The sequence below is a fragment of the Xanthomonas sp. 3307 genome (assembly GCF_014199735.1).
Lineage (GTDB): Bacteria > Pseudomonadota > Gammaproteobacteria > Xanthomonadales > Xanthomonadaceae > Xanthomonas_A > Xanthomonas_A rydalmerensis.
Genome location: NZ_JACHOG010000003.1, coordinates 25,064 through 50,767, shown reverse-complemented (window position 1 = coordinate 50,767; position 25,704 = coordinate 25,064). Strand labels below are relative to the sequence as shown.

The window sequence follows — 25,704 nt, the reverse complement described above, 5'->3', positions numbered from 1 at the left end:
GATCGTCCGATCCATGTCGTCCTTGCCCGAAGCGCGCAGCCGCATCGCGGCCGGTCAGCCGACCACGCCGGGCCTCAGTCCAGGAACAGGTCCGGCAGCAATGGCTGCGCCGGATCCAGTGCATAACCGGACAGATCGTGCACGCCGGCCTCCGCCAGCACCGCATCGTCGATCAGGAACTGGCCATGGAACCCGGCGGCCGGCCGGGTCAGCACGGCGTGCGCGGCGTCGGCCATGATCTCCGGGCGGCGGCCATTGCCGGCCTCGACGCCGGGGATCATGTTCAGCGCCTCGGTGGCGATCAGCGTGCGCGGCCACAGCGCATTCACCGCCACGCCCTGCGGACCGAACTCGCCGGCCAGGCCCAGGGTGACCAAGCTCATGCCCATCTTGGCCAGGGTGTAGCCGGTATGCGGCGCCCACCACTTGGGATCGAGCGACGGCGGCGGCGCCAGGGTCAGGATGTGCGGGTTGGCGCTGCGCAGCAGATGCGGCAGGCAGGCCTGCGCGCACAGGAAACTGCCGCGCGCGTTGACCTGCTGCATCAGGTCGAAGCGCTTCATCGGCGTGTCCAGCGCCCCGCGCAGCCAGATCGCGCTGGCGTTGTTGACCAGGATGTCGATGCCGCCGAAGGCCTCCACCGTCGCTGCCACCGCCGCGCGTACCTGTTCCTCTTCGCGAATGTCGCACTTCAGCGCCAGCGCGCGCCCGCCGGCCGCCTCCACCGCCGCCGCGGCGCTGTGGATGGTGCCGGGCAGCTTGGGATTGGGCACCGCCGACTTCGCCGCGATCGCCACGTTGGCACCATCGCGCGCCGCACGCAGCGCGATCGCCAGCCCGATGCCGCGCGAGGCACCGGTGATTAGGAGGGTTTTGCCTTGTAAGGTCACGGGATTGGGGATTCGGGAATGGGGATTCGCCAAAGCTTAGCGCCTTTGCCGTCTGCGCCATGACAGCCTCAGACGGCAGCCATCCGCTCTTGCCAATCCCCAATCCCCAATCCCGAATCCCGGCGCTTCAGGGCTTCGGCCCCTGCCCCTCGTTGTCTTCCCACTTGAGCAGGCGCCGGGTCACGAAGCGGTACACCGGCTTGCCGCTGGCGAACCACAGTTCGCGCACCCAGGAATGGCGCTTGAGCAGGCGCCGCTCGATCGGGGTGAGCGCGTGCGCGCAGTACATGCGCTTGTGCTTGAGCAGGTGGCGCAGATCCTCGCGCGCCAGCAGCCGCATCCAGCGCGAGCGCGGCGCACCGCGCACGGCGAGCTGGAAATCGATCAGCGCCGGGCTGCCGTCCGCCAGCACCAGCCAGTTCGCTTCCTTGGCCAAATCGTTGTGCGCCACGCCGCGCCGGTGCACCTGCTGCAGCAGGCGCCGGGCGGCGCGGAAATAGGCCAGGTCGCCGCGCGGCGGGCGCTGGTACATCGCCGCGCCGTCCAGGTAGCTGCGATCCAGGAAGGTGCCGTCCCAGCCACGCAGTTGCGGCGTCGCGGCCATGCCGTCCAAGTGCCGCAAGGCGAGCGCCTCGCGCCGCGCCAGCCACCACGCCGGCAACCGCAGCCACCACGGCGAGGCGGTGAGATCGCGGCGCACGAAACGCGCCTCGCCCTCGCCCAGCAGCAGGATGCGGCCGAAGCTGTCGGCCTTGAGGATCTGGACGGTGCGGGGAGCGGCGGCGGGCATCCGGCCAGTGTAGAGCGTGCGTTGCCGTTTGCGCGGCGGACCGGTGCCTGCCGTGCCATCGTCATGGGTCATCGACCCAGCCGGGTGAGAGAGCACGCTAAGCTTGCGACCGATCCACGCGGCATCTCCCCCATGAGCTCCAACGACCTGTTCCTGCTGTTCACCGCACTCTTCAGCGTCATCGCCCTGGTCCTGCTGATCGTGGCGCGCCCCAAGCTGCATCCGCTGCTGGCGCTGCTGCTGGTGTCGCTGGCCACCGGCCTGGTCGTCGGCATGCCGATGGACGTGCTGCTGCACGCCGTCGCCACCGGGGCGGGCAAGACGCTGGGGGCGGTGGGCCTGGTGGTGGCGCTGGGCGCGATGCTCGGCAAGCTGTTGGCGCAGGCGGGCGTGACCGACACGCTGGCCAACGCGATCCTGCGCCGCGCCTCGCCACGCGCGCTGCCCTGGGCCATGGCCGGTGTCGCCTTCATCGTCGGCATTCCCATGTTCTTCGAGGTCGGCCTGGTGATCCTGCTGCCGCTGATCTTCGGCGTGGCCCGCAAGCTGCAAGCGCAGCGCCAGGTCAGCGGCTCGGCCTATGCCTACGTGGGCGTCCCGGTCATCGCCGCCCTCGCCGCCATGCACGGCATGGTGCCGCCGCATCCTGGCCCGCTCACCGCCATCGCCACGCTGGGGACCAGCGTGGGCGCCACCATGCTCTACGGCTTCATCGCGGCCATTCCGGCCATCGTCCTGGCCGGACCGCTGTACGGCCGCTACATCGCGCGGCATATCCAGGCCGAGCCGGACGCGGCGCTGCTGGCACAGTACGCGTCGGCCGACGCCGCGGATGGTGACGCATCCGCACAACGCACGCCGCCTGCCTTCGGCCTGGGCGTGCTGGCGGCGCTGGCGCCGGCCCTGCTGATGCTGTGCCACGCCGTGGCCGAGATGCTGTTGCGCAAGGATTCGGCGGTGCTGCATGCCACGGCCTTCGTCGGTCACCCCATCGTCGCGATGCTGCTGGGCGTGCTGTTCGCGCAGGTCGCGTTGCGGCCGGGTGCGCCGGCGGCGCTGCGCAAGACCTTGGGCGACAGCGTCAAGCCCGTCGCCGGCGTGCTGCTGATCATCGCCGGCGGCGGCGCCTTTCAGCAGGTGCTCACCGATGCCCATGTGGGCGATGCGATCGTGCACATGAGCCAGCAATTGGCGGTGTCGCCGCTGCTGCTGGGCTGGCTGATCTCGATGCTGCTGTCGGTGTCCACCGGCTCGGCGACGGTCGGCGTGGTGGGCGCCGCGGGATTGCTGGCGCCGCTCGGCAGCGCCGAACCCACGCTCAATCTGCCGTTGCTGGCGCTGTCCATCGGCTGCGGCTCGCTGTTCTTCAACTACGCCAACCATGCCGGCTTCTGGCTGGTGAAGGAATCCTTCGGCATGAGCATGGGCGAGGCGACCAAGACGATCTCGGTGGTGCAATCCATCGTGGCGCTGGTGGGGCTGGGGATGGTGCTGTTGCTGAACCTGCTGCCGCCGTTGGCATGAGCCGTCGCGACGGCCGTGCGGCGTCGCCCTCGCCTTGCGACGGGCTGCCGCAGCGCGGTGGGACCTGGAGGATCCGAACGGTGCGGGCCGCCGCGGCGGGCGTTGCCGCGGCGTGGACAGACCGTCATCGCCTGCCCTCTATAATCGCCCGATGAATGCCTCATGGACCGATGCCACGCTGGAGTGGATCGCAGCACACCCCATCCTGGCCGGCGCGGTCATCTTCGCCATTGCGTTCTGCGATGCGGTCATCATCCTCGGCACCCTGGTGCCGGCGCTGCCGCTGCTGTTCGCGATCGGCGTGCTGATCGGCCTGGGCCAGATCTCCGGCCCGTATGCGGTGGTCAGCGCCGCGCTCGGCGCGCTGATCGGCGATGCGCTCAGTTACTGGGTCGGTTACCGCTGGGGCGACCGGTTGCGCACCTACTGGCCGTTCCGGCGCTATCCGCAGCTGCTCGACCGCGGCGAGGCGATGTTCCGCCGCAATGCCTTCAAGAGCATCCTGGTGGCGCGCTACGTCGGCGCCATCCGTCCGTTCGTGCCGGCGGTGGCGGGCATGATGAAGATGCCGCTGCGACGCTATCTGCTGCCCAGCAGCGTGGCCGCGGTGACCTGGTCGCTGCTGTTCCTGGGACCGGGCTGGCTGCTGGGCCAGGCCTACGACGCAGTGGCCGCGGTCGCCGGGCGCCTGTTCCTGGTGCTGGGCCTGCTGGCGCTGGCGCTGGGCCTGGTGTGGGCGATCGTGCTGTACGGCTACCGCTGGTCGGCCGGGCACATGGACGCGCTGCTGGCGCGGGCGCTGGACTGGTCGCGCCGGCATCCGGTGCTGGGCCGCTATTCGATCGCGGTGTTCGACCCGCAGCGCCGCGAATCGGTGCCGCTGGCGATGCTGGCGGTGATGCTGCTGGCGCTGGGCTGGGGCTGGTTCGCGCTGCTGATGGTGGTGGTGGCGCACGGCGAGCCGCTGCGCCTGGACCTGGCGGTGCACGACCTGATGCTGGCCCTGCGCAATCCGCTGGCCGACTACCCGATGACCGCCCTGGCCTCGCTCGGCAACTGGCAGGTGCTGGTGCCGCCGACCGCGCTGGGCCTGCTCTACCTGGCCTGGCGCCGGCGCTGGATGGCCGCGGCACATTGGCTGGCGGCGCTGGCGTTCGGCCTGGCCCTGACCAAGCTGCTCGGCGCCACCGTGCACGTGGTGCGCCCGCCGGCGGCCAGCAGCGGTTTCGGCTTCCCCTCGGTGGCGGTGACCATGGCCACCATCAGCTTCGGCTTCTTCGCAGTGCTGATCGCGCGCGAGCTGCCGGGGCGCTCGCGGGTGTGGCCGTACCTGCTGTCGGGCGCGGTGGTGACCCTGATCGGCTTCGCCCGCCTGTACCTGGGCGCGCACTGGCTCAGCGACGTGGTCGGCGGCATGCTGTTCGGCATGTTCTGGCTGCTGGTGCTGGGCATCGCCTACCGCCGCCGCTTCAACCGCGGGTTCTGGATGAAGCCGCTGGCCTGGCTGTTCTACGGTGGCTTCGCGATCGCCGCGCTGTGGTACGCGCCGCGCCAGCTGGAACGCAAGCTGGCCAAGTTCGAACCGCCGCCGCCGCAGGTGACGCAGCTGGCGGACGCGGCCTGGTGGCAGCACGACTGGCGGATGCTGCCGTCGCGGCGTAACGAGTTCGACGACGACCAGCGCTGGCCGCTGGACATCCAGGTGGCCGGGCCGCTGGCGCCGCTGCAGCGCCAGCTCGAAGCGGCCGGCTGGCGCGTGCAGCCGCAGGCCGGCTGGCAGCAGGCGCTGCAGTTGCTCGACTACAAAGCCACGCCCGCGCAGGTGCCGGTGCTGCCGGCGACGCTGGACACGCGGGTGGAATCGCTGCTGATGCTGCGCCCTGGCCCGAATCCGGACGAGCTGTACGCGCTGCGCCTGTGGCCGGCGCCGGCGCGCCTGCAGCCGGGCAACGTGCCGCTGTGGCTGGGCAGCGCGCAGAGCCTGCGCTACGAACGCCACTTCAACCTGATCGGGTTGTGGCGGCCGCTGCGCGGCGCCGATCCCGCGCTCACCGCGGTGACCGAGGCGCTGCACGCGCTGCCCACGCGCAGGGACATGCACCGCCGCAGCGAGATCCCGGTGCTGCTGGTGCGCAGCGATGGCGAGGCGCCGCCGTCGCCCTGAGCGGCAGCGGTACGCCTCAGCCTCGAACCGGTCGGCGCCGCGCCGGTGCAGCGCTGCCCTGCGGACGCCGACGCGCGACGATGGCGGCTATTTCACCTCGACCCGGATCGAACGCGAGTCGGTGGCACGATCCTCCCAATGCCGCGAGTAGATGAGATCGATCGTGCCGCTGCCGTGATCGGTGGCCTTGAAGGTGTAGGTGACATTGCTGGGGCAGCCCATGCGGCCCGTGGCGCAGGCCGTGCCGGGTGCATGCTCGATGTCGAGCAGCGCCAGCGACGCGGGCAGGCTGCGCAAGGCCCAGGCGCTGCCGGTCGACCCATTCTCGGAGAGGGTCACCGCGAACAGTTGCCCGCGCTGCAGGGCGAACGGCTTCATCGATGGCGTCAGGCAGGTCTTCGGCGGCACCTGATCGGCATTGCCGGTGACCAGGGCGATGGAGCCGCGCGGACAGTCGGGCTGGCTGGCGGTGGGATTGGAGGCCGGCTCGACGGCGATGGCCGGCAAGCTCAGACAGCCGCCGGCGGACAGCAACAACAGCAAGAAGGAACGCCTCATACGAAGTCCTCGATCATGCGTGGATAGGACGTCAGGCCGCCGTGGCGGGATGCCGTTGCCGGCAGCCGAGCGCGGCCGCCGATCGCCGCCAAGCGTCGCCTGCGCCTGCTAGCGGCGCGCTGAACGCCGAATGCGAAGAGTGCGTGGGACGCCTGGGTGTAGCCGATCGAGGGCAGCGCGTGGCAATCGTGGCTGATGGCTACGCCGATGCCGCCGCCGTGCTCTACGCGCAGACCAGGACGGCGATGCCGCCCTCGCCGCCTCGCTCAGGGAATCCAGGCCAGCAACTGATCCAGCCGCGCGTGCGGGTCGTCTTCCTGCAGCAGCGACAGGCGTTGGCGTTCGTCCAGCGGCAGCAGTTCGGCCATGCGCCAGCCGACCCAGGCGGCCTGGTCGAGTTGCCGCGGACCGGCCAGCGGGTACACCGCGGCGGCCTGGTCGAGGATGCTGTCGAGCACGGTCGCCAACAGCGCGTGCTGCGGACGCAGTTCGTCGTCGCCATCGGCCTCGCGCCATTCCACGTCGCCGACGACGAGGCCGTTGTCGCGGACCCGGCTGCGCAGCACGTGGAAGCGCCGCGCGCCGCGCAGGCTCAGCACCAGCACGCCATCGGCGCCGACGTCGAAATCGACGATGCGCGCCTCGGTGCCGAACGCCGCCGGCACCGCCGCGGCGCCGGTCTCGCTGCCGTCCAGGATCAGGCAGACGCCGAAGCCGCTGTCGGTACGCCCGCATTCGCGGACCAGGTCCAGATAACGGCGCTCGAACACCCGCAGCTTGATCGAAGCGCCGGGCAGCAGCACCGCGTGCAGCGGGAACAGCGGCAGCGGGGTCCGCTGCGCGCTCATGCGCCGGCTCCGCCGTGCGCGGCGAGACTCATTGCAGCGCCGCCAGGAAGCGCCGCGGTGCGCCGTCGAAACCGCCGTTGGACATGAACACCACATGGTCGCCGGCGCGCGCCTGCGCCTGCAGCGCCGCCAGCAAGGCGTCCACGTCGGCCGCCGCACAGGCGTCGCCGCGCACCGCGGCGATCACCTTGCCGGCATCCCAGGCCAGCTCCGGCCGCTGCAGGAACACCACCGCGTCGGCGGCGTCCAGCGACGGCGCCAGCGCCTGGGCATGCGCGCCCAGCCGCATCGAATTGCTGCGCGGCTCCATCGCCACCACGATGCGCGCCGCGCCGACCTTGGCGCGCAGGCCTTCGAGCGTGGTGCGGATGGCGGTGGGATGATGGGCGAAGTCGTCGTACACGGTGATGCCCTGCGCCTGGCCGAGCACCTCCAGGCGCCGCTTGACGCTGCGGAAGCGCGCCAGCGCCGGCATCACCTGCGCCGGCGCCACGCCCACCGCGTGCGCCGCGGCGAGGGCGGCCAGCGCGTTCATCACGTTGTGGCGGCCGAGCAGCGGCCACTCCACCTCGCCCAGTTCGCGGCCCTGCTGCAGCACCGCGAAGCGGCTGCCGTCGGCGGCGAGCAGGCGCGCGCTCCACTCGAAGGCCGGATCGAAGCCGAAGCGCTCGACCGGGGTCCAGCAGCCCATCGCCAGCACCTCGCGCAGATGCGCATCCTCGCCGTTGACGATCAGCCGGCCGCGGCGCGGCACGGTCCGCACCAGATGGTGGAACTGGCGCTGGATCGCGGCGACGTCGGGGAAGATGTCGGCGTGGTCGTACTCGAGGTTGTTGAGGATCGCCACCAGCGGCCGGTAGTGCACGAACTTGCTGCGCTTGTCGAAGAACGCGGTGTCGTACTCGTCGGCCTCGACCACAAACAGCGGCCGGTCCGTCAGGGCCGGCTCCTGATGTCCTTCTCCCCCCGGGAGAAGGTGGCGCGAAGCGCCGGATGAGGGTTCGGCAGCCCTAGCCCTCTGCCCCAGCCGCGCGGAGACGCCGAAGTCCTCGGCCACGCCGCCGATCAGGAAGCCCGGTTCGCGCCCGGCCGCCTGCAGCAACCAGGTCAGAATGCTGGTGGTGGTGGTCTTGCCGTGGGTGCCGGCCACCGCCAGGGTGTCGCGCCCCGGCAGCACCTGCTCGCTCAGCCACTGCGCGCCGGAGGTGTAGGCGCGCCCGGCATCGAGCACCGCCTCCACCGCGGCATTGCCGCGCGACAGCGCGTTGCCGACGATCACCTGGTCGCAGTCCGCGGCGATGTGCTCGGGCAGGTACCCCTGCTTCAGCGCGATGCCCAGGTGTTCCAGCTGCGTGGACATCGGCGGGTAGATTGCCTGGTCGCTGCCCTCGACCGCATGGCCGAGTTCGCGCGCCAGCGCGGCGACACCGCCCATGAACGTACCGGCGATGCCGAGAATATGGATCTTGCTCATGGTCCGATTGTCGCCGATCCCCCGACGCACGCAAACCGGCGGCGCAGCCGGCCCCTGGCCGTGGGAGGCGCTGCATTGGGCGGCGCGGAGTTGGCTCGCCGCTGCGCAGTCAAGTAGGAAATCCCCCACATCGACTGGGGAAAGTTCCCGATAGGCAAGTCGGGAGCGGACGCTGAAAATGAACGGGCCAGCCTCGACACCCTGTGGTTCTACTCCCCAAGAGACCATCCCCAAGGGAGCTCATGTCGTGGGGCCCTGAGCAAGCCCGTTCGCTGGCACCTTCTTCCGGACCCCGCACCGTGTGTGCGTGGATCGTGCGCGCGTGCCTGTCGCGTTGCTGCGCAAGGCGTGCGCCGCACGTCAGTGGATCGGGCAATGCCCTGGACCGTCTGCACGTCCGGCGCCCGCTGCGGGCGCCGGCGTACTAGGCCGACTCAGCGGCCGATCGCCGCCAGGATGCGGGCGAGCACGTCGTCCTGCGAGCCGACGCCATCCACGCGCGCCAGCGTGCCGCGCTTGTCGTAGAAGCCGATCACCGGTGCGGTCGAATCGGTGTAGACCTGCAGGCGCTTGCGCACCGACTCGGGGTTGTCGTCCTCGCGGCCTTCGGCCTTGGCACGGCCGGCGATGCGCTCGACCAGCAGCTCGTTGGCCACGTCCAGCTGCACCACCGCGTCCAGCGGCTGGCCGAGCTTGGCCAACAGTTCGTCCAGCGCGCCGGCCTGGGCCAGGTTGCGCGGGTAGCCGTCGAGGATGAAACCGTTGCGCACGTCGTCGCGGCCGAGGCGCGATTCGAGCATGCCCAGCAGGATGTCGTCGGAGACCAGATCGCCGCGCGCCATCACTTCCTTGGCCTGCACGCCCAGCGGAGTGCCGGCGGCGACTTCGGCGCGCAGCAGATCGCCGGTGGAGATGTGTGGAATCTGCAGCTTGTCCTTCAGGCGGGCCGCCTGCGTGCCCTTGCCCGATCCGGGCGGTCCCAACAGCACCAATCGCATCAACCTGACTCCTCGAGGAAAGTACCGTGCGCGGCCGGCGGCGTTAGACTCGGGGGCCACGCCTGCGCTGCGCCGCAAGATCCCCAGCTTACCGCATCCAGGCAATGTCCCGGCAATGTCCCCACCCCAGGAGCGAGTCCCGACCATGGCCCAAGGCACCCTGCTGTACGCCCAGTCCGGCGGCGTCACCGCCGTCATCAACGCCAGCGCCGCCGCCGTCATCGGCGAAGCGCGGGCGCGCAAGGTCAAGGTGCTGGCCGCGCGCAACGGCATCCTCGGCGCGCTGCGCGAGGACCTGATCGACACCTCCAAGGAATCGGCGGCGGCGATCGCCGCACTGGCCCACACCCCCGGCGGCGCGTTCGGCTCGTGCCGCTACAAGCTCAAGTCGCTGGAGGCCGACCGCGCCAAGTACGAGCGCCTGCTGCAGGTGCTGCAGGCGCACGACGTGCGCTACTTCCTCTACAACGGCGGCAACGATTCGGCCGACACCGCGTGGAAGGTCTCGCAGCTGGCGCAGGCGTTCGGTTATCCGCTGCACTGCATCGGCGTGCCCAAGACCATCGACAACGACCTGGCGGTCACCGACACCTGCCCGGGCTTCGGCTCGGCCGCCAAGTACACCGCGGTATCGGTGCGCGAGGCGGCGCTGGACGTGGCGGCAATGGCCGAGACCTCGACCAAGGTATTTGTCTACGAAGCCATGGGCCGCCATGCCGGCTGGCTGGCCGCCGCCGCCGGACTGGCCGCGCAATCGCCGGACGACGCGCCGCAGATCATCCTGTTCCCCGAACGCGCCTACGACGAAGCCGCCTTCCTGGCGCAGGTGCGCAAGGTGGTGGACAAGGTCGGCTGGTGCGTGGTGGTGGCCAGCGAAGGCATCCAGACCGCCGACGGGCGCTTCGTTGCCGATGCCGGCGGCGGCACCGACGCGTTCGGCCACAGCCAGCTCGGTGGCGTGGCCGCGTACCTGGCCGGCAAGGTCAAGGCCGAACTCGGCTACAAGGTGCACTGGACCCTGCCCGACTACCTGCAACGTTCGGCCCGCCACATCGCCTCGCGTACCGACTGGGAGCAGGCGCAGGCGGTCGGCAAGGCCGCGGTGCAGTTCGCGCTGAAGGGCATGAACGCGGTGATGCCGGCGATCGTGCGCAGCAGCGACGCGCCGTACCGCTGGAAGATCGAGGCCGCGCCGCTGGCCAAGGTCGCCAACCACGAGAAGAAGATGCCCGCCGGTTTCCTGCGCAAGGACGGCTTCGGCATCACCGAGAAGGCGCGCCGCTACCTGCAGCCGCTGATCCGCGGCGAAGCGCCGCTGCCGTACGGCAGCGATGGCCTGCCCAAGTACGTGGCGCTGAAGAACGTGGCGGTGAAGAAGAAGCTGCCGGCCTGGGAGGGGTGAACCCGGCCTGCGCGCACCTGCCACTGCGACGCAGCGGCGCAAGCCGAGGCGCGCGTGGCGCATGAGGATGGCGCCACCGCCAGCGAACCCGTTGCCGAACGCCGCAGCGAACGCGGCGGCTTCGCTTCATCGCGCTTGCCGTCCCCGCCATGCCGTTCTGGGCGCCCGCGCCGCGCGTCCTGGCGACTGCCTGGCGCCGGTTAACGCGGATGCAGCGGGTCCATTCCCATCGTGGCGTCAGCCCTAGCGCGCGTCGCGTTCCTGGATGGCATAGCGAACCGGCACCGACGGCAGCATCAACGCAGGGGCGGCGGTGCCCGGCGCGACCAGCGCCTGGTCCACCGCGATCGCGTCGTCGCCCTCGCGCTCGACGAAGGCCTGGACCAGGCGCGTGCCGGCCGTCGGCAACAACGCCTGCGGGATCGGACTCGGCTTGCGGCCCATGCCCTCCAGCCATTGCGGACGCCCGGCGACGAGCGTCGTGCGCGGGTGCACCACCTGCAGATCGACCGAACCCGCGAGCAGGCCTACCGTCAGCGGCTTGCCGTGCCGCATCAGCACCACGGATCGGCCATGGGTCTTGGGCTCGGCGATGGCATACAGGTCGGCATCGGGCCGATTCATCGGGATCGGCGACAAGCCCGCCTGGTCGATGGTCAACGGGTCGATTCCCGTGGCGCGCTTGAGCCGCTGCGCCATCATCTCGACCTTTCCGCCCTCGGCCGCGATCGGCCGTTCCGCGACATGGTGTTCGCCGGCATAGATCAGGATCTTGCCGCCGGCGGGAGCTTGCTCGAGCGCGCGCCGGACCAGATTGTCGGCCTGGTCCTGTTCCCGCTGCGCCTGCGCCTGGCCGGGATCGTCGGCATACTCCGTGCGCGTGGTTTCGTACGACACCGGGCGGTAGCCCAGCGCAAGCGACTGGCGCAGGAAATCGGCGAAGACCGGATCGTGCAGGTAATAGCCGCTCGGCTGCCGCACATAGCCGTCTTTCGAGAGCGCCGCCATCTTGTCGCGCGACACGGCATCGTCGGCATCGCGCTTCAACGCCTCCACCGCCAGCGTCGTGTAGCCGAGCGGACGCAAGGCGCGCGCGACCTCCAGCGCGAACGCGCGGCCGCGCGGATCGAGATGGTTCTCGTCGAGGATCACGATGCTGGTCCGGCGCGCGCGGCGGACGATCTCCGCAAGCGCGGAAACGCCGTGCGCGCCACGCAAGTCGGCGAGTTGTTCCTTGGGCACGTGGAAGTCCGCCGTCTTGGCCGGATTGAACGTCGGCATGCCGGTCATGCACGACATCACCTGCGTCCATTGGTCGAACACGTCCGCATCCTTGATGTCGGTCGCCGATGCGACACCGAGATGCGCCAGCAGGCCGAACGAGGCATCCAGATAGCGGCCATGCATGGCATCCTGCACGGATTGGTCGTTGGCGGCTTGAACACGCTTCGCCTCATCGGCCTCATCCGCCGCCGGCGAGGCCGCCGCGGAAGGCATCGCGGCCATACTCGCGGCTGACGCCGTCATCAGGAGCAGGCTACCGACGATCGATTGAAACCGCATAATGGATGCTCAGGCTTCTGGCGCGTTCGTCACTATTGCGGGGAACCTCGCGGAAGGCAAGAGCGAAAACGGCGCACACGATCGGCAGGAAACGAGAAAGCACCAGAATGCGCTTCGATTGGCACAACGGCCCGATCGCCCGCGCAACGCCGGTGGAAGACAGCTATCGCACGACGCAGGCCATGCGCCGCTTCCTGGCGCATGCGTGGCCAACGTCAGGTTCGATCGTGTCTTCATGGCGTGGATCAAGGACGGCGCGTCCAAGAACAGGGGGCGAGGTCGCCGACGAATGGCTGCGCCGGCGGCAAACAGGATCCGAACCGACTCGATCAGTCTGCATGCAACTGCATGCTGCATACGTTCGATGAAAACCAGAGACGGCCCACGGCAACATGCATCAGCGGCTGAGACACCTACGTTCGGCGACGCCGCTACGGCGCCGACGATGGCGACCGATACGAGCGTGCAAGCGATCGAGCCGGTCAGGGAAACTCGCCCGACCAGCCGATGTCACTGCCCCGCATCGGCAACGCGGCATGGGCAGCGGCTGATTCCGCAAGGAATGTCGCTACGCATCCGGCTCAACGGCAGGCATTGCCTTCCAGCGTCATCTGCGCGGTGAACTCCGGGACCTGCGGGACCTTGCCGGCGGCCGCCTGCTGCTTGGCCTCTTCCAGATAGATCCGCGACTGGCCCTGGCCATCGCGCTCGGTGTTCAGCGCGACCGGCTTGCGCCAGACCCGCACCACTGCCTGCTGCGAAGGACAGGCCGCGCTGGGCACGCGGATCAGATCGTTGAACTTCCAGCCGGTGGCCTCGCTGGGCTTGGCCTGATCGAACTCGACCAGCTTGGCGCGCGGCTGGCAGGTGGGGCTGCTGCGCACCGCGGAGAAGCGGTAGGGCTGCGCCGCATCGCCGGTGTACTGGCCCTCGAAGCGCACGCAGGCCTCGGGGATCTGGCGGATGGTGTGCACCACGCCCACCGCCTGCGGCGCACTGGCCGGGCGCTGCAGTTCCGGGGTCGGGTCGGCGGCCGCGGCGACCAGCGGCGCCAGCGTGCACAGGCCGAGGGCCAGGATCGAGGCGCGGCCGCACGGCCGCCGGGAAATCGTCGAGTGCATCGGATGGCTCCTGGGAAGCGATGCGCCACGCTGCCACGCGCAGACTGAACCGGACGCCAAAGTGCGACGCCCTGCCTGGTCGCTGGCGGCATCACGGAGTCAGGCGCATACTCGCCGCGTTCAGGCCAGTCGACATTGCGATACGCACCAGCGGCGCGCGTTGTGGCCGCGGAGTCGTTGCATGCTTCAGCTCCTCCGGTGTGATCCCACGGTATGTCCAGCGCTTGGGCGCCATCCACATCCTTGGGAGGGGTCATGCTGGAACGATATGCAGTCACCGTGGCACTGGCGTGCGCGGCTCTGGCGGTGCTCTACGGCATCGTCTCCACGCGCTGGATCCTGGCGCAGCCCGCCGGCAACGAACGCATGCGGCAGATCGCCGATGCGATCCAGGAAGGCGCCCGCGCCTACCTCAACCGCCAGTACCTGACCATCGCCATCGCCGGCGTGGTCCTGCTGGTGCTGGTCGGGATATTCCTGAGTTGGTACACCGCTGGCGGCTTCGCGATCGGCGCGGTGCTGTCTGGGGTCGCCGGCTACATCGGCATGAACCTGTCGGTGCGCGCCAACGTGCGCACCGCCGAGGCGGCGCGGCGCGGGCTGGCGCCGGCGATGGCGGTGGCGTTCCGCGGCGGCGCGATCACCGGCATGCTGGTGGTGGGGCTGGGCCTGATCGGCGTGGCCGGCTACTACGGCCTGCTGCAATGGCTCGGACACAGCGTGGGCGACAGCCTGCATGCGCTGGTCGGCCTGGCCTTCGGCAGTTCGCTGATCTCGATCTTCGCGCGCCTGGGCGGCGGCATCTTCACCAAGGGCGCCGACGTCGGTGCGGACCTGGTGGGCAAGGTCGAGGCCGGCATCCCCGAGGACGACCCGCGCAACCCGGCGGTGATCGCCGACAATGTGGGCGACAACGTCGGCGACTGCGCCGGAATGGCCGCCGACCTGTTCGAGACCTACGCGGTCACTGTGATCGCCACGATGCTGCTGGGCGGGCTGATGGCCGCCGAGGCCGGGCGCAACGCGGTGCTGTATCCGCTGGTGCTGGGCGGGGTGTCGATCGTCGCCTCGATCGTCGGCACCTTCTTCGTACGCGTGCGCCCGGGCGGCTCGATCATGGGCGCGCTGTACAAGGGCGTGGTGGTCTCGGCGGTACTGGCGGCGCTGGCGTTCTGGCCGGTGACCCAGCAACTGATGGGCGACACCGCCGCCGGCGCCGGCAAGCTCTACGGCTGCGCGCTGATCGGGCTGGTGCTGACCGGCCTGATCGTCTGGATCACCGAGTACTACACCGGCACCCAGTACAAGCCGGTGCAGCACGTGGCCTCGGCCAGCACCACCGGCCACGGCACCAACATCATCGCCGGCCTGGGCATCTCGATGAAGTCCACCGCGCTGCCGGTGATCGCGGTGTGTGCGGCGATCTGGGGCGCGTTCGCACTGTCGGGCCTGTACGGCATCGCCATCGCCGCCACCGCGATGCTGTCGATGGCCGGCATGATCGTGGCACTGGATGCGTACGGCCCGATCACCGACAACGCCGGCGGCATCGCCGAAATGGCGGAGCTGCCGCCGGAGGTACGCGCGGTCACCGACCCGCTGGACGCGGTCGGCAACACCACCAAGGCGGTGACCAAGGGCTATGCGATCGGCTCGGCGGCGCTGGCGGCGCTGGTGCTGTTCGCCGACTACACCCACAACCTGCGCGCCGCGCACCCCACCGAAACCTTCGCCTTCGACCTGTCCGACCACACGGTGATCATCGGCCTGCTGATCGGCGGCCTGATCCCCTACCTGTTCGGCGCGATGGCGATGGAAGCGGTGGGCCGCGCCGCCGGCGCGGTGGTGGAGGAAGTGCGGCGGCAGTTCCGCGAGATCCCCGGGATCATGCAGGGCACCGGCAAGCCGCAGTACGACCGTGCGGTGGACATGCTGACCCGCTCGGCGATCCGCGAAATGATCGTGCCCTCGCTGCTGCCGGTGGCGGTGCCGATCGTGGTCGGCCTGTTGCTGGGCCCGCGCGCGCTCGGCGGCCTGCTGATCGGCACCATCGTCACCGGCCTGTTCGTGGCCATTTCCATGACCACCGGCGGCGGCGCCTGGGACAACGCCAAGAAGTACATCGAGGACGGCCATTTCGGTGGCAAGGGCAGCGAGGCGCACAAGGCCGCGGTGACCGGCGACACCGTCGGCGACCCGTACAAGGACACCGCCGGCCCGGCGATCAACCCGCTGATCAAGATCATCAACATCGTGGCGCTGCTGCTGGTGCCGCTGCTGTAGCCACACGCACAGTCGGCGCCGGCGGCATGCCGGCGCCCACCGCGCAGCTTCCGCCGCTACAGGCAGTCGATCAGCCCATCGTTGATGCTGCGCTCGCTGTGCGGTAGCGGCGCGAACAGCGGCCGCTCGCCCGACAGCGCCGCGTACAGTGCGTGCAGCCGGGTCTGCGGCTGCAACGGCGTACGGCAGTGCCACAGCCGCGCGTCGACCACGACCCGGCCGCTGTCCGGATCGACACTGGCCTCGCTGGCACCGAAGCTCCAGATGCACTCCCCGATCACCCCGTCGCGCTGGCGTACCGAACAGCGATAGCGCAGCGGCCGGTAGTCGCTGTAGTCGCCTTCGCAGAAGGTGTCGCCGCAGAGCTGGTCGAAGTCGTGCGCCAGCCGTCGCTCCAGGTCGGCGAACGCCTCCCAGCCCTCGCCGGGGGCGGGATAGTCCATTGCATCCACGTAGGTCGGTTGCGCCTGTTGCGCCTGCGCAGCGCCGCAGGCCAGGACCAGCACCGCCAGCAGCGGCAGCATCGATCGCCGGATTCCGTTCATCGCCTTGCTCCTTGGGGGACAGTGACCACAGGATCGCCGCCGCCCGGTACCGGCACTATCGGAATGCGCCCCATGCGGGCGGGTATGGAGCCCGAAACCGCTGTAGGAATCCTCCGAACCGGCATGCGCTGCATTGCAACAGCCAAGCGACTAGAATGCCTGCCTCTTTAGAAGCCACTCCACTGGAGCTAGCGCATGGGTCTGGAACTGGTCACCTCCGGCAAGAACCTGCCGGAAGAAATCAACGTCGTCATCGAAATCCCCAAGGATTCGGAGCCGGTCAAGTACGAAGTGGACAAGGCCAGCGGCGCCATCTTCGTCGATCGCATCCTCTCCACCCCGATGCGCTATCCCTGCAACTACGGCTACGTGCCCAACACCCTGTGCGGCGACGGCGACCCGGCCGACGTGCTGGTGGTGCTGCCGCTGCCGCTGGTGCCCGGCTGCGTGGTGCGCTGCCGCCCGGTCGGCGTGCTGAAGATGAGCGACGAGGCCGGAAGCGACGAGAAGATCCTGGCGGTGCCGGTGGCCAAGGTGTTCGAAGGCTACGGCCACATCGAGGACATCGCCCAGGTCTCGGGCCACTGGATGGAGCGCATCGGCCACTTCTTCGAGCACTACAAGGACCTTGAGAAGGGCAAGTGGGTCAAGCTCGATGGCTGGGGCAACGCCGAGGAAGCCAAGCGCATCCTGCGCGAGTCCGTGGCCCGCTACGAAGCCGGCGCCTGAGCCGCGCCGCCGTGGCGGGGCACTGCCCCCGCCACGGCTGATCCGTTTCACGTTTTTGGCGTTGCCGGGCGCCGTCCTTCGGGGTTTGCGGTACATTGCGCCATGGCATCACCGAGCCGGGTCCGTCCGCGACCCGGCTCTTCTTGGGGGACAGTCTCTTGCGCATCCTGTTCGTCGGCGACGAAGCCAGTCTTCCGTCCGAAGTCACTGAATACATTCGCGATCTTGGCGAGGACTGGCAGGTCCAGAGCGTCGCTGACGGCAATGCCGCCATCGCTGCGGCGGCCACGGTGCGCCTGGATGCGGTGATCGCCGCGCCGACGCTGCCGGACCTGACCACGGCCACCCTGCTCGGCCAGATCCGCACCCTGAGCCCGGAAACCATCCGCATCGCGCTGATCGAAGCCGAACAGAGCAACCGCGCGCCGCCGGCGCGGATCATCGGCGTGGCGCATCGGTTCCTGCCGCTGCCGCTGTCCCCGGAAATGCTGCTGGAGGCGGTCACCAGCCTGGAGGAACTGCAGGAACTGCTGGGCAACCCGCGCCTGCGTTCCAGCATCGGCCGCATCGAGAAGCTGCCCTCGCCGCCGCATCTGTACCTGAGCCTGATGCACGCCCTGGAGCAGGACGAAGGCAGCAACGCCGCCGACCTGGCCAAGCTGGTCTCGGCCGATCCGGCGATCGCGGCCAAGGTGCTGCAGTTGTGCAATTCGGCGTTCTTCTCCAATGGCCGCACCATTTCCGACCTGCGCACCGCCGTGACCCGCCTGGGCACCGCCACCCTGCGCGACCTGGTCCTGGCCAGCGAAGTGTTCTCGGTGCAGGCGCTGTCCAACGCCGAGCGCAACGCGCTGCAGCAGCGCTCGCTGCTGGCGTCCAAGCTGGCCGCGAAGATGCTGCCGACCTCCAGCGTCGAGCTGGGTTCGACCGCGGCGCTGCTGGCCGACATCGGCCTGCTGCTGCCGGGCGTGCGCGACGAGCGCGAGCCGCCCACCGACGCCGACGACGTCCGGCCGGGCCACGCCGAAGCCGGTGCCTACCTGCTCGGCCTGTGGGGCCTGCCGATGCCGATCATCGAGGCGGTAGCCTTCCATCGCCAGCCGCAGCGCTCCAGCACCCGCAGCTTCTGGGTCACCGGTGCGGTGCACGTGGCGATGGCGCTGGCCAGCGGCTCGGAGATCGACGAGGAGTACCTGGCCAAGACCGGCATGCTCAACAAGCTGCCGACCTGGCGCGAGCACGCCGAAAACCTGATGGGGCTGACTTCGGCGTAGGGATCCTCAGTGCGCGCGAAAATCTTGACCGCCACGGAAATAAAACGCAAACAAAAAAGACGGGCCCCAAGGCCCGTCTTTTTTAAAGCAGAAGATAAGGCTTACTGCGTTCTGTACTGAACGAGACAAACTTGCTGCACCCCGGATCCGCTGCAGCTAATGGCACGAACCGAGCCACCTTGGGAGCCGACGACTTTGATCGTCGCGCCTAAACTCTGCATGTGTTCGGCCATGCGGTTCAAATTTTCACCGCCATAATCTGTCCAATCCCCCTGGACCTCTTGAATATCACTAGGAATAAGCTGCCCTGCACCGGTACGCGCACTGCCAGGCTCCGTATTTCCATTCTGATTCTCAAGATTGACAATGATTGTCACATAAGACCCATCCTTGAAAACCACCTTGTACATTATCCTCGCCTGATCACGCAACCCGGTGTAGTTGGATGCCAACTGCAACAAGTCGGTCATTGCAGTAAGGACATTAGCACCAACGACTGAGGATATGACATTTACGTTGCCGGTCGCCGACTCGATCATCGCCCTCAAATTGGCATCTCGAACGAATTCGTATGCGGTCTTGCCAGCAGCGTCGGGGTTAAGTCCAAGCATACTGACCGGAACATTGTAAGTAGGGCGTATCGTTCCACCGCCACTAATATAAAGTTCGTGTGCGCGCCTCACTTCTTCGGACGCACCCGGCGGCGGCGTTTGTTTACGAACAACCGGATTCGCAGCCGTTGTCGTGCGGAGCGGAACACCACCACCGCTGCCACCAGATCCTACGTACCACTGCTGGATCTTGTTCCCACTCACGCTGTACACGATGTGTGTGCCCGTGCCGCGATTTACGGCTTCTGAGCGAAAATCGCCATCATCCTGACAGCTTTCACATCGAATCGCGGCAGCTTCGGCTGAAGAGCCATAGAAGGTACCGGCGCCAACAGCAACCACACCAATCAGAAAACTTCTAATCACGGTAAAGTCCTTTTCAGAATAAAAACATGGCGGGCCTTTGGCCCGCCATGCACTGGCTCAGTAAATCAGAAACGCTGGGTGTACTTCATGTACACGTAGCGACCGATGTCGAAGCCGCCGTAGTAGGCGAAGCCACTGCTCGGAGCCGAATACATCAGCGGACCGCGGTGGTCGAACACGTTGTTCGCACCGATGGCGATCGTCGCGTCCCACGGCGCCTTCCAGTTGACCTGCAGGTCGTGGAAGGTGTTGGCGCCGGTGTGACGCAGCGGATCGGCTTCGCCGTTGGCAAAGTGGTCCGGCGCATCGCAGTAATCCGCTGCCCGCGAGATGCACTTCTCCTTCATGCCGGAGTAATAGCGCAGGGTGTAGTTCACCCCGAAGTCGCCCATCGTCCAGTTCACGCCCAGGTTGGAACGCACACGGAAGATGCCCGGCTCGCCGACGCTGCCGATCGTGATGTTGTCGCCCGCCTGATTCTGGCCGGCTTCGTCGTACTTGCTGACGTAGCTGGTCTGCCAGTCGATCATGATCTTGCCGAACGCCATTTCCGGCAGACGGTAGCGGATGCCCAGATCGTAGCCTTCGGTCTCCATCTGGCCGAGGTTGGCCACGCCGTAGGTCATCGCCGAGATATGGCCGTCGGCGGCGCGGGTCACGCCGGCGCAGCGCTCGGCATTGCCCAGCACGTAGCAGTCGCGCAGGATGCGGTCGACGCTATCGGCGATGATCATGTCCTTGATCTCGTAGCGGTACCAATCCAGCGAGATGTCCAGGCCCTGCACCCAGCGCGGACTCCACACCAGACCCGCGGTCTTGCTGGTGGAGGTCTCCGGCTTCAGGTTCGGGTTGGAGCCGCTGATGAACTCGTCCGGGGTCTGGCAGGGAAGGGTCGAACACGGGACATAGCCCTGGCCCACCTGGGTGTAGCCGACCGGCACGCCGGCCGCAGAACACGCCGCATTGCCGTTGACACTGTTCGGCGCGCCCACGCCGCACGGATCGATGTAGGACTCGAAGCTGCTGTTCAGACCGCCGTACAGATCGCTGATGGTCGGCGCGCGGAAGCCCTCGGCGTAGGTGCCGCGGACCAGCAGTTCGTCGATCGGCTTCCAGGTGAAGCCGAACTTGGAGTTCACCGTGTCGCCGAAGTTGCTGTAATCCGAATAGCGGCTGGCCAGGTTCAGGGTCAGCTGCTTGGCGAATGCCATGTCGGCCAGGATCGGCACGTTCAACTCGAGGTAGAACTCATCCAGATCGTAGTTGCCGGCGGTGGTCTTGGCGCCCAGGCCGGTGCTCTCACCCGACTGCGCGAAGGCGTCCGGCGCGAAGCGGCCTTCTTCCTTGCGGTGCTCGTAGCCGACCGCGATGCCGAGGTCGCCCGCCGGCAGCGTCGCCAGCGTGCCGCTCAGGTTGGCGGTGTAGCTGGTGGTCTTGGTCAAGCCGGTATCGGTGAAATCCGGGAACAGGAAGGTCTGGGTGTCCGCATCGGCCAGCGAGCCCGGGCCTGCCACGCCGTACGGCAGCAGCGGGTTCCACGGACGGCAGGCGCTCAGCGGCACCGGCGCGGCGGCGGTGCCGCACTGGGCGACGCCGCTGGCGTTGATGAAGGACGAGCCCAGCGCCTGGCGCGAGGCGATCAGGCTCATGTCGCCGTGACCGGTCTTGGTGCTCTCGTTGCGGTTCCACAGCGCACCGACGTCCCAGTCCCAGGTCTTGTCGGCGAACTCGAAGGAGCCACTGATGGTCGGCGCGAAGCGCGTGGTCTTCAGCTTGCTCTCGGTGGTGCGCGGCACTTCCCACAGGCGGCGGCGGAAGTCGATGTCCTGGCCGATCGGGTTGAACGCGCTGTCGCCGGCCAGCGGCGTGCCGAACGCGGCGGACTGGTACGGATAGCCGGCGATCTGCTGATCGGTGGTGCGCTCGTTGTAGAGCACGTCGGCGTTGAAGACGATGGAATCGGTCAAATCGTAGTTCGCGTTGGCGAACACCGACTTACGCTCGATGCCGGTCTGCACCATCATCTGCTGGTTGGAGTTGGAATACTCGGCAGGGGTCAGCGGATGGTAGTCAGCCGGGTTGTTCGGGTTGCCGCCCTGGTTCAGCGTCTGCCACACCGCGGCTTCCGGATCCGAGCAATCAACAGTCAGCGGGTTGCACCAGCTGCCGTTCTGGCTGATCGGGCTCCAGCCGCTCGGCGTGGAGTTCGGGCCACGGCTGCCATCGCGACTGAACCAACGGTTCTTGGCGAACACCGGATCCTGCTTGGAGTACTCGGCGGTCAGCGCCACGCCACCGCGCTCGCCCTGCGTGCCGATGGTGAAGGAGTACTGCGAGGTCTTGCCGTCGCCTTCGCCGAACTGGCCTAACTCGGCCGAGACTTCGGCGCCGTCGAAGCGCTTGCGGGTGATGACATTGACCACGCCGGCGATGGCGTCGGAGCCGTAGATCGACGAGGCGCCGTCCTTCAGCACTTCGATGCGCTCGATCGCCGCCATCGGCACTTGGCTCAGGTCCTGCAGGCCAGAGGTGGTCGCACCCAGGCGCTTGCCGTTCAGCAGCACCAGCGTGCGCTGCGCGCCGAGGTTGCGCAGGTCGACGTAGTAGCCGCCGACGTTTTCGCCGGACGCCAGCGCGTCGGCGCGCGAGATCGCCGGAGTACCGGCCGAGGTCAGGTTCTGCAGCACGTCGGCGACCGAGGTATAGCCCTGGCGCTCCAGCGCCTGGCGGTCCAGGGTCAGGATCGGCTGCTGGGTTTCGACGTCGGCGCTGCGGATGCGCGAACCGGTGATTTCGATCCGGTCCAGCGTGGTGGTGGACGAGGCGGCGGCTTCTTGCGCGCCGGCAATTGCCGGCGTCAACGCGATCGCGATGCTGGCGGGCAGCAAGCCCAGCCGCACTGCGGAAGTGCGAAGGTTCATCAATCTCTCCAGGGTAACGTTAGGGGCGTGTTAAGACGCCCTGGGCACGTTACGTTCCGGTGAGCGCGGCTGCTTTGCCGCTGTCGCCCGCAGACTTTGCCGATCCTGGCGGCACCGCCCTGCCATGGCGATATTGCGAGGCGGAGACACCGAAGCGCGCGCGGAATGCCCGCGCGAAGCTGCAGCAGTTGTCGAATCCGCTGGCGGCGGCCACCTCACCGATCATCATCGTGGTGTCGCGCAGCAGGTCCGCCGCGCGCTCCAGACGCAGGCGCGCCGACAGCGCCTGCGGACTTTCCTCGTACAGACTCTGGAACGTCTTGGACAGATACCAACCGGAGAAGTTGGTCAGCTCGGCCAGTTCGCTGATCCGCACCACGCGGTCGCGATGGCCGTCCAGGTACAGCCGCGCGCGCTGCATGCGCCCGAACACCTGGCGCTTGCGCATCCGCGAGCGCCCGGGACAGCGTTGCACGCGGCGCGACAACTCGCCCTGCATGGAAGCCAGGTGCAGCAGTACCGGCCGCATCGCCAACGCATCGCCGGGCCGCGCCGCCGCCTGCCGCCACAGGCGCAGGGCGGTGCGCGTCTCGCGCAAGGACAGCTCGCCGCGCCCCGCATACAAGGTCTCGTCGGCCATCCGGCCCAAAGCCTTCAGCGCCTCGCCGTCCAGGCTCAAGCCGATGCACAGCCCATCGCGGTCGGTCTGCAGCAACGGGCGCGAATCGCGTTCGAAGGCCAGCCACTGGCCGCGGCGCAGCACGAACCGCCCCTCCTTGGCCTCGATCCAGGCGCTGCCGCGCAACTGCAGCCAGACCGTGAAGGCGTTGCCCGACGCCTGCACGCTGGCCAGGCGCGCCGCGCCCAGACAGGCGGGCCCCGCCGGCGCGTCGTCGGCGTCCAGCACCAGTTGTTGTCCATGATCGACCAGGAAAGATTGCCGCATCCGAGCACCTGCTTGACGTAAACCGGCGCGCAGTCTTTGCCGAATCTGGCGGCAGGTCAGGAAGGCTCGGCGATATTTGTCCGAAATCGCCACGATGCTCTTACGAACAACTTACGAAACCTATTTCTCTTTTTTGATCAACCAGTTGTGCGAGATCGTCGAGAACCATTCCGGCTGCTCGTGCATGCGGATGAAACCGATTTCACTGCCGTCCTCGACCGCCAGTGCCACATAGGCGTCGCCACTGCGCGGGTCGATGCTGAAACCGTTGATCGCACTGAAATGATCGCGGTCCAGGCACACGCTGACGTCAGGGTCGCCGTCGATCCGCGCCATCCGGCTGGCGCATTCGCCGGTCTGGAACAGGTAATGCACCGCGCCATCGGGGCCCAGCGCCCAGCTGCGGTAGCGCCACAACGACGGCAGGCTGGCGTCCACGGCCCGCACGCTGGCCAGGTCCAGGCTGGCGTCGGCGCGCCACAGGCCGCTGCGCGCGAGCCGGGTGAACAGGATCTGCCCATTGGCCGGATCGGTGCGGACCTGGGACACGTCCGGCAAGGTCGCCAAGGGCCGCCAGGGCACCGCACGCCGGTCATACAACTGCAGGCGGGTACGCCCGTTCTCGCCCAGCAGCACCAGCAACTGCCCGGGATCGGCGGTATACAGCGCCTGCAACGGCTCGCCGGCCGGCACCGGCAGCGCTGCCACACTGCCGGACTGCGGCCGCACCTCATAGATCGCCGAACCGCCCTGCGCGTCGCGGCCGCTGACCAGCAGCGCCTGGCTGTCGGCCGACCACGCCAGCGGTTGCCGGGTCTCCGGCCGCACGCCCTCGATCAGCCGCAGCGAGGCCGGCTGGGTCACGTCGCCCCACCACAGCGCATAGCTGCCGTCGCGATCGGAGGTAAAGGCGAGCTGGCGCCCGTCGGGGGCGATGCTCGGCTGCCCATCGCGGCCGGTGGACGCGAACAGCCGCTGGCGCTCGCGCGGCGCGTCCGCCGCGCCAGCCGGGATGCGGTACACGGCGAATTGGGGACGCCGGTGCACGAACGCCAGGCTACCGCCATCGCGGGCCAGCCGCGGCGCCTGCGCGTCGCTCAGGCCGAGGTCGCGCAGGCGCCGGGTCTGGGTGTCCAGCCGGTACAGCCGGGTCTCGCCATCGACCCGGCGCCCGAACACGATGCCCTGCCCGTCGCGCGCCCAGTCCCAGCCGCGGATCTCGGCGAATTCATGGGTCAGCGGCTCGGCGGTGCCGCCGGCGGCCGGCACCCGCCACAGCCCGCCCATCTGCGGATTGCGCACGAAGGCGATCCATTTGCCGTCCGGCGAGTAGCGCGGTGCGTAATCGAAATCGCCGGCGGCGACCGGATAGTCCAACGCCGTCCAGCGCCCGCTGCCCAGATCCAGCACGCGAATGCCGCGCGCCGCCAGTCGCCCGCTCATGCTGCCGAACACCAGGCCACGGCCGTCCGGCGTCCAGTCGAAGCTGAGCAATTCGCTGTCGTCGCAGCGCGCGACCTCGCGCGCGGGCGCGTGCCCATCCACCTGCACCAGCATGATCCGGCACTGCCGCTCCGCACCGAGCCGGGCGAACGCGATGCGCGTGCCGTCCGGCGACCAGGCCGGCAGGCGGTCGGACTCGCCGCGGGCGGGGACGCCCAGCGAGCGCGGGGCGGTACTGCCGGCGGCGCCGCTGGTCGGCTGCACCAACAATTGCGTGCCGTCGCTGCCGGCGGTGCGTGCGGCATAGGCCACCTGCGCGCCGTCCGGAGACAGCGCCGGCTCCAGCTTGAACCCGGACAGCGCAGTGATCAGCCGATAAGGCCGCTTGGGGCTACCCAGCACGCGCTCCTGTTCGACGCTGTCGGCGGGCGCCGCCGGATCGCGCGCGAACCACCACCAGCAGGCCAGCGCCAGGACCAACATGGCGGCCGCACCGGCGGCGGCGGCCAGCCACGACGGCGGACGCCGCCGCACTGCCGGGACGACGGCCGGGGAGACGATGGCGGCCGTCTCCGCTGCCGCGTCCGTTTCGACGGATGAGGCCAACGCCGCGCCCGCCTCGGCGTCGACATCGGGCAAGGCCTGCACCGGCGCCACCAGGCGGTAGCCGGTCTTGGCCAGGGTCTCGATGTACACCGGCGCCTCGCCGCGCACGCCGGCCGCAAAGGCCTTGCGCAACTGGGTGATGGCCTGGGTCACCACGTCGTTGGTCGGCTGCGTGTCCGGCCAGACCTGCGCCAGCAATGCCTCGCGTTCCACCACTTGGCCCGGTTGCGCCAGCAACACCCGCAGCACGCCCATCGCCTTGGGCGTGAGCCGTTGCGGCCGGCGCGCGCGCGGCGCGTGCACTTCCCGCAAGGACAGCAGTACCAGGCACTCGCCAACCTGCATCCGCTGCGGAAGCGTCGGTGTGGCGGACGATGAAAAAGACATGTTGGACAACGAAGAAAACGCCGTGACGGAAGTGTCGCAGAAGCGGCGGCGACGCAACCGCGTGTGGCCCCGCAGCAGGAGCCAACGAGCAAACTCGGCAAAGCGAGGCAGCGGATGCCGCCAAGCGCTGCATGTCACCTGATTCTACTCTAGTCGTCGCCGCCGCCAACCGCGACGACGCATTCAGGCCCTCTCTCCGCCGACGAAACTCACATAATCGCTTCATGATTGCGCGTCTTCTGGCGCGCTTTTTTTTGAGAG

General features: G+C 68.7%; 19 protein-coding genes. 6 read left to right on the top strand and 13 right to left on the bottom strand.

Going from position 1 to position 25,704, the window contains the following annotated elements; genetic code table 11:
* Nucleotides 1-74: 74 nt before the first annotated feature.
* Both GGR64_RS08880 and GGR64_RS08875 read right to left on the bottom strand, forming a co-directional pair.
* Entirely contained in the window at nt 75-890 is an 816-nt protein-coding gene (locus tag GGR64_RS08880; RefSeq protein WP_184645308.1) for an NAD(P)-dependent oxidoreductase, read from the bottom strand.
* A 127-nt stretch (nt 891-1,017) separates the two neighbouring features.
* Complete coding sequence (locus GGR64_RS08875; RefSeq protein WP_160965326.1) at nt 1,018-1,680, bottom strand: serine/threonine-protein kinase; 663 nt, start codon at nt 1,678-1,680, stop codon at nt 1,018-1,020.
* 132 nt (nt 1,681-1,812) lie between these two features.
* On the opposite strand from GGR64_RS08875, the gene GGR64_RS08870 reads away from it, so the two are divergent.
* Together GGR64_RS08870 and GGR64_RS08865 are read left to right on the top strand one after the other, a co-directional pair.
* Nucleotides 1,813-3,204, top strand: a complete 1,392-nt coding sequence (locus tag GGR64_RS08870) for a gluconate:H+ symporter (RefSeq protein ID WP_184645306.1) — start codon at nt 1,813-1,815, stop codon at nt 3,202-3,204.
* Nucleotides 3,205-3,355: 151 nt separating this feature from the next.
* Nucleotides 3,356-5,368 carry a bifunctional DedA family/phosphatase PAP2 family protein gene (locus GGR64_RS08865; RefSeq protein ID WP_184645304.1) on the top strand — a complete coding sequence of 671 codons (2,013 nt, stop codon included), beginning with the start codon at nt 3,356-3,358 and terminating at the stop codon, nt 5,366-5,368.
* 87 nt (nt 5,369-5,455) lie between these two features.
* Here the strand turns inward: GGR64_RS08865 and GGR64_RS08860 are convergent, their stop codons facing one another.
* From GGR64_RS08860 to GGR64_RS08845, 4 genes are all read right to left on the bottom strand, one after another.
* A complete protein-coding gene (locus GGR64_RS08860; protein WP_184645302.1) occupies nt 5,456-5,926 on the bottom strand; it encodes a protease inhibitor I42 family protein in 471 nt (156 codons plus the stop codon).
* A gap of 266 nt (nt 5,927-6,192) precedes the next feature.
* Nucleotides 6,193-6,774 carry an LON peptidase substrate-binding domain-containing protein gene (locus tag GGR64_RS08855; protein ID WP_160965322.1) on the bottom strand — a complete coding sequence of 194 codons (582 nt, stop codon included), beginning with the start codon at nt 6,772-6,774 and terminating at the stop codon, nt 6,193-6,195.
* 28 nt (nt 6,775-6,802) lie between these two features.
* Entirely contained in the window at nt 6,803-8,248 is a 1,446-nt protein-coding gene (mpl, locus tag GGR64_RS08850) for a UDP-N-acetylmuramate:L-alanyl-gamma-D-glutamyl-meso-diaminopimelate ligase (protein ID WP_184645300.1), read from the bottom strand.
* 434 nt (nt 8,249-8,682) lie between these two features.
* Nucleotides 8,683-9,246: an adenylate kinase gene (locus GGR64_RS08845; protein ID WP_160965320.1), complete on the bottom strand. Its 564-nt coding sequence runs from the start codon at nt 9,244-9,246 to the stop codon at nt 8,683-8,685.
* A 145-nt stretch (nt 9,247-9,391) separates the two neighbouring features.
* On the opposite strand from GGR64_RS08845, the gene GGR64_RS08840 reads away from it, so the two are divergent.
* On the top strand, nt 9,392-10,648 hold the full coding sequence (locus GGR64_RS08840) for a 6-phosphofructokinase (RefSeq protein ID WP_160965318.1): 1,257 nt from the start codon (nt 9,392-9,394) through the stop codon (nt 10,646-10,648).
* 243 nt (nt 10,649-10,891) lie between these two features.
* On the opposite strand, the gene GGR64_RS08835 is transcribed toward GGR64_RS08840, so the two are convergent.
* Nucleotides 10,892-12,211 carry a hypothetical protein gene (locus GGR64_RS08835; protein ID WP_184645298.1) on the bottom strand — a complete coding sequence of 440 codons (1,320 nt, stop codon included), beginning with the start codon at nt 12,209-12,211 and terminating at the stop codon, nt 10,892-10,894.
* A 581-nt stretch (nt 12,212-12,792) separates the two neighbouring features.
* Nucleotides 12,793-13,332: a hypothetical protein gene (locus GGR64_RS08830; RefSeq protein ID WP_260302973.1), complete on the bottom strand. Its 540-nt coding sequence runs from the start codon at nt 13,330-13,332 to the stop codon at nt 12,793-12,795.
* Between the two features lie 255 nt (nt 13,333-13,587).
* Here GGR64_RS08830 and GGR64_RS08825 point away from each other — a divergent pair, with 255 nt between their 5' ends.
* Nucleotides 13,588-15,615, top strand: coding sequence for a sodium-translocating pyrophosphatase (locus GGR64_RS08825; protein WP_160965314.1), 2,028 nt, complete (start codon nt 13,588-13,590; stop codon nt 15,613-15,615).
* Nucleotides 15,616-15,671: 56 nt separating this feature from the next.
* Here the strand turns inward: GGR64_RS08825 and GGR64_RS08820 are convergent, their stop codons facing one another.
* A complete protein-coding gene (locus GGR64_RS08820; RefSeq protein ID WP_184645296.1) occupies nt 15,672-16,160 on the bottom strand; it encodes a hypothetical protein in 489 nt (162 codons plus the stop codon).
* Between the two features lie 195 nt (nt 16,161-16,355).
* Here GGR64_RS08820 and ppa point away from each other — a divergent pair, with 195 nt between their 5' ends.
* Both ppa and GGR64_RS08810 read left to right on the top strand, forming a co-directional pair.
* Nucleotides 16,356-16,889: an inorganic diphosphatase gene (gene ppa, locus GGR64_RS08815; RefSeq protein ID WP_160965310.1), complete on the top strand. Its 534-nt coding sequence runs from the start codon at nt 16,356-16,358 to the stop codon at nt 16,887-16,889.
* A gap of 158 nt (nt 16,890-17,047) precedes the next feature.
* Entirely contained in the window at nt 17,048-18,163 is a 1,116-nt protein-coding gene (locus tag GGR64_RS08810) for an HDOD domain-containing protein (protein WP_184645294.1), read from the top strand.
* A gap of 101 nt (nt 18,164-18,264) precedes the next feature.
* On the opposite strand, the gene GGR64_RS20830 is transcribed toward GGR64_RS08810, so the two are convergent.
* From GGR64_RS20830 to GGR64_RS08790, 4 genes are all read right to left on the bottom strand, one after another.
* Nucleotides 18,265-19,140, bottom strand: coding sequence for a hypothetical protein (locus GGR64_RS20830; RefSeq protein ID WP_326520323.1), 876 nt, complete (start codon nt 19,138-19,140; stop codon nt 18,265-18,267).
* Nucleotides 19,141-19,205: 65 nt separating this feature from the next.
* A complete protein-coding gene (locus tag GGR64_RS08800) occupies nt 19,206-22,061 on the bottom strand; it encodes a TonB-dependent receptor (protein ID WP_184645292.1) in 2,856 nt (951 codons plus the stop codon).
* Nucleotides 22,062-22,110: 49 nt separating this feature from the next.
* Nucleotides 22,111-23,007, bottom strand: coding sequence for a helix-turn-helix transcriptional regulator (locus tag GGR64_RS08795; protein WP_160965304.1), 897 nt, complete (start codon nt 23,005-23,007; stop codon nt 22,111-22,113).
* Between the two features lie 120 nt (nt 23,008-23,127).
* Nucleotides 23,128-25,443 (bottom strand): winged helix-turn-helix domain-containing protein, encoded by a 2,316-nt coding sequence (locus GGR64_RS08790; protein WP_221236155.1) that lies wholly within the window; start codon nt 25,441-25,443, stop codon nt 23,128-23,130.
* Nucleotides 25,444-25,704 lie beyond the last annotated feature (261 nt).

Excerpts from the sequence above, each read along its gene's own strand:
- GGR64_RS08830 (WP_260302973.1), bottom strand. The coding sequence starts at position 13,332 with ATGCACTCGACGATTTCCCGGCGGCCGTGCGGCCGCGCCTCGATCCTG.
- GGR64_RS08840 (WP_160965318.1), top strand. The coding sequence starts at position 9,392 with ATGGCCCAAGGCACCCTGCTGTACGCCCAGTCCGGCGGCGTCACCGCC.
- GGR64_RS08790 (WP_221236155.1), bottom strand. The coding sequence starts at position 25,443 with ATGTCTTTTTCATCGTCCGCCACACCGACGCTTCCGCAGCGGATGCAG.
- mpl (WP_184645300.1), bottom strand. The coding sequence starts at position 8,248 with ATGAGCAAGATCCATATTCTCGGCATCGCCGGTACGTTCATGGGCGGT.
- ppa (WP_160965310.1), top strand. The coding sequence starts at position 16,356 with ATGGGTCTGGAACTGGTCACCTCCGGCAAGAACCTGCCGGAAGAAATC.
- GGR64_RS08855 (WP_160965322.1), bottom strand. The coding sequence starts at position 6,774 with ATGAGCGCGCAGCGGACCCCGCTGCCGCTGTTCCCGCTGCACGCGGTG.
- GGR64_RS08820 (WP_184645296.1), bottom strand. The coding sequence starts at position 16,160 with ATGAACGGAATCCGGCGATCGATGCTGCCGCTGCTGGCGGTGCTGGTC.
- GGR64_RS08825 (WP_160965314.1), top strand. The coding sequence starts at position 13,588 with ATGCTGGAACGATATGCAGTCACCGTGGCACTGGCGTGCGCGGCTCTG.
- GGR64_RS08870 (WP_184645306.1), top strand. The coding sequence starts at position 1,813 with ATGAGCTCCAACGACCTGTTCCTGCTGTTCACCGCACTCTTCAGCGTC.
- GGR64_RS08875 (WP_160965326.1), bottom strand. The coding sequence starts at position 1,680 with ATGCCCGCCGCCGCTCCCCGCACCGTCCAGATCCTCAAGGCCGACAGC.
- GGR64_RS08860 (WP_184645302.1), bottom strand. The coding sequence starts at position 5,926 with ATGAGGCGTTCCTTCTTGCTGTTGTTGCTGTCCGCCGGCGGCTGTCTG.
- GGR64_RS08835 (WP_184645298.1), bottom strand. The coding sequence starts at position 12,211 with ATGCGGTTTCAATCGATCGTCGGTAGCCTGCTCCTGATGACGGCGTCA.
- GGR64_RS08795 (WP_160965304.1), bottom strand. The coding sequence starts at position 23,007 with ATGCGGCAATCTTTCCTGGTCGATCATGGACAACAACTGGTGCTGGAC.
- GGR64_RS08845 (WP_160965320.1), bottom strand. The coding sequence starts at position 9,246 with ATGCGATTGGTGCTGTTGGGACCGCCCGGATCGGGCAAGGGCACGCAG.
- GGR64_RS08800 (WP_184645292.1), bottom strand. The coding sequence starts at position 22,061 with ATGAACCTTCGCACTTCCGCAGTGCGGCTGGGCTTGCTGCCCGCCAGC.
- GGR64_RS08865 (WP_184645304.1), top strand. The coding sequence starts at position 3,356 with ATGAATGCCTCATGGACCGATGCCACGCTGGAGTGGATCGCAGCACAC.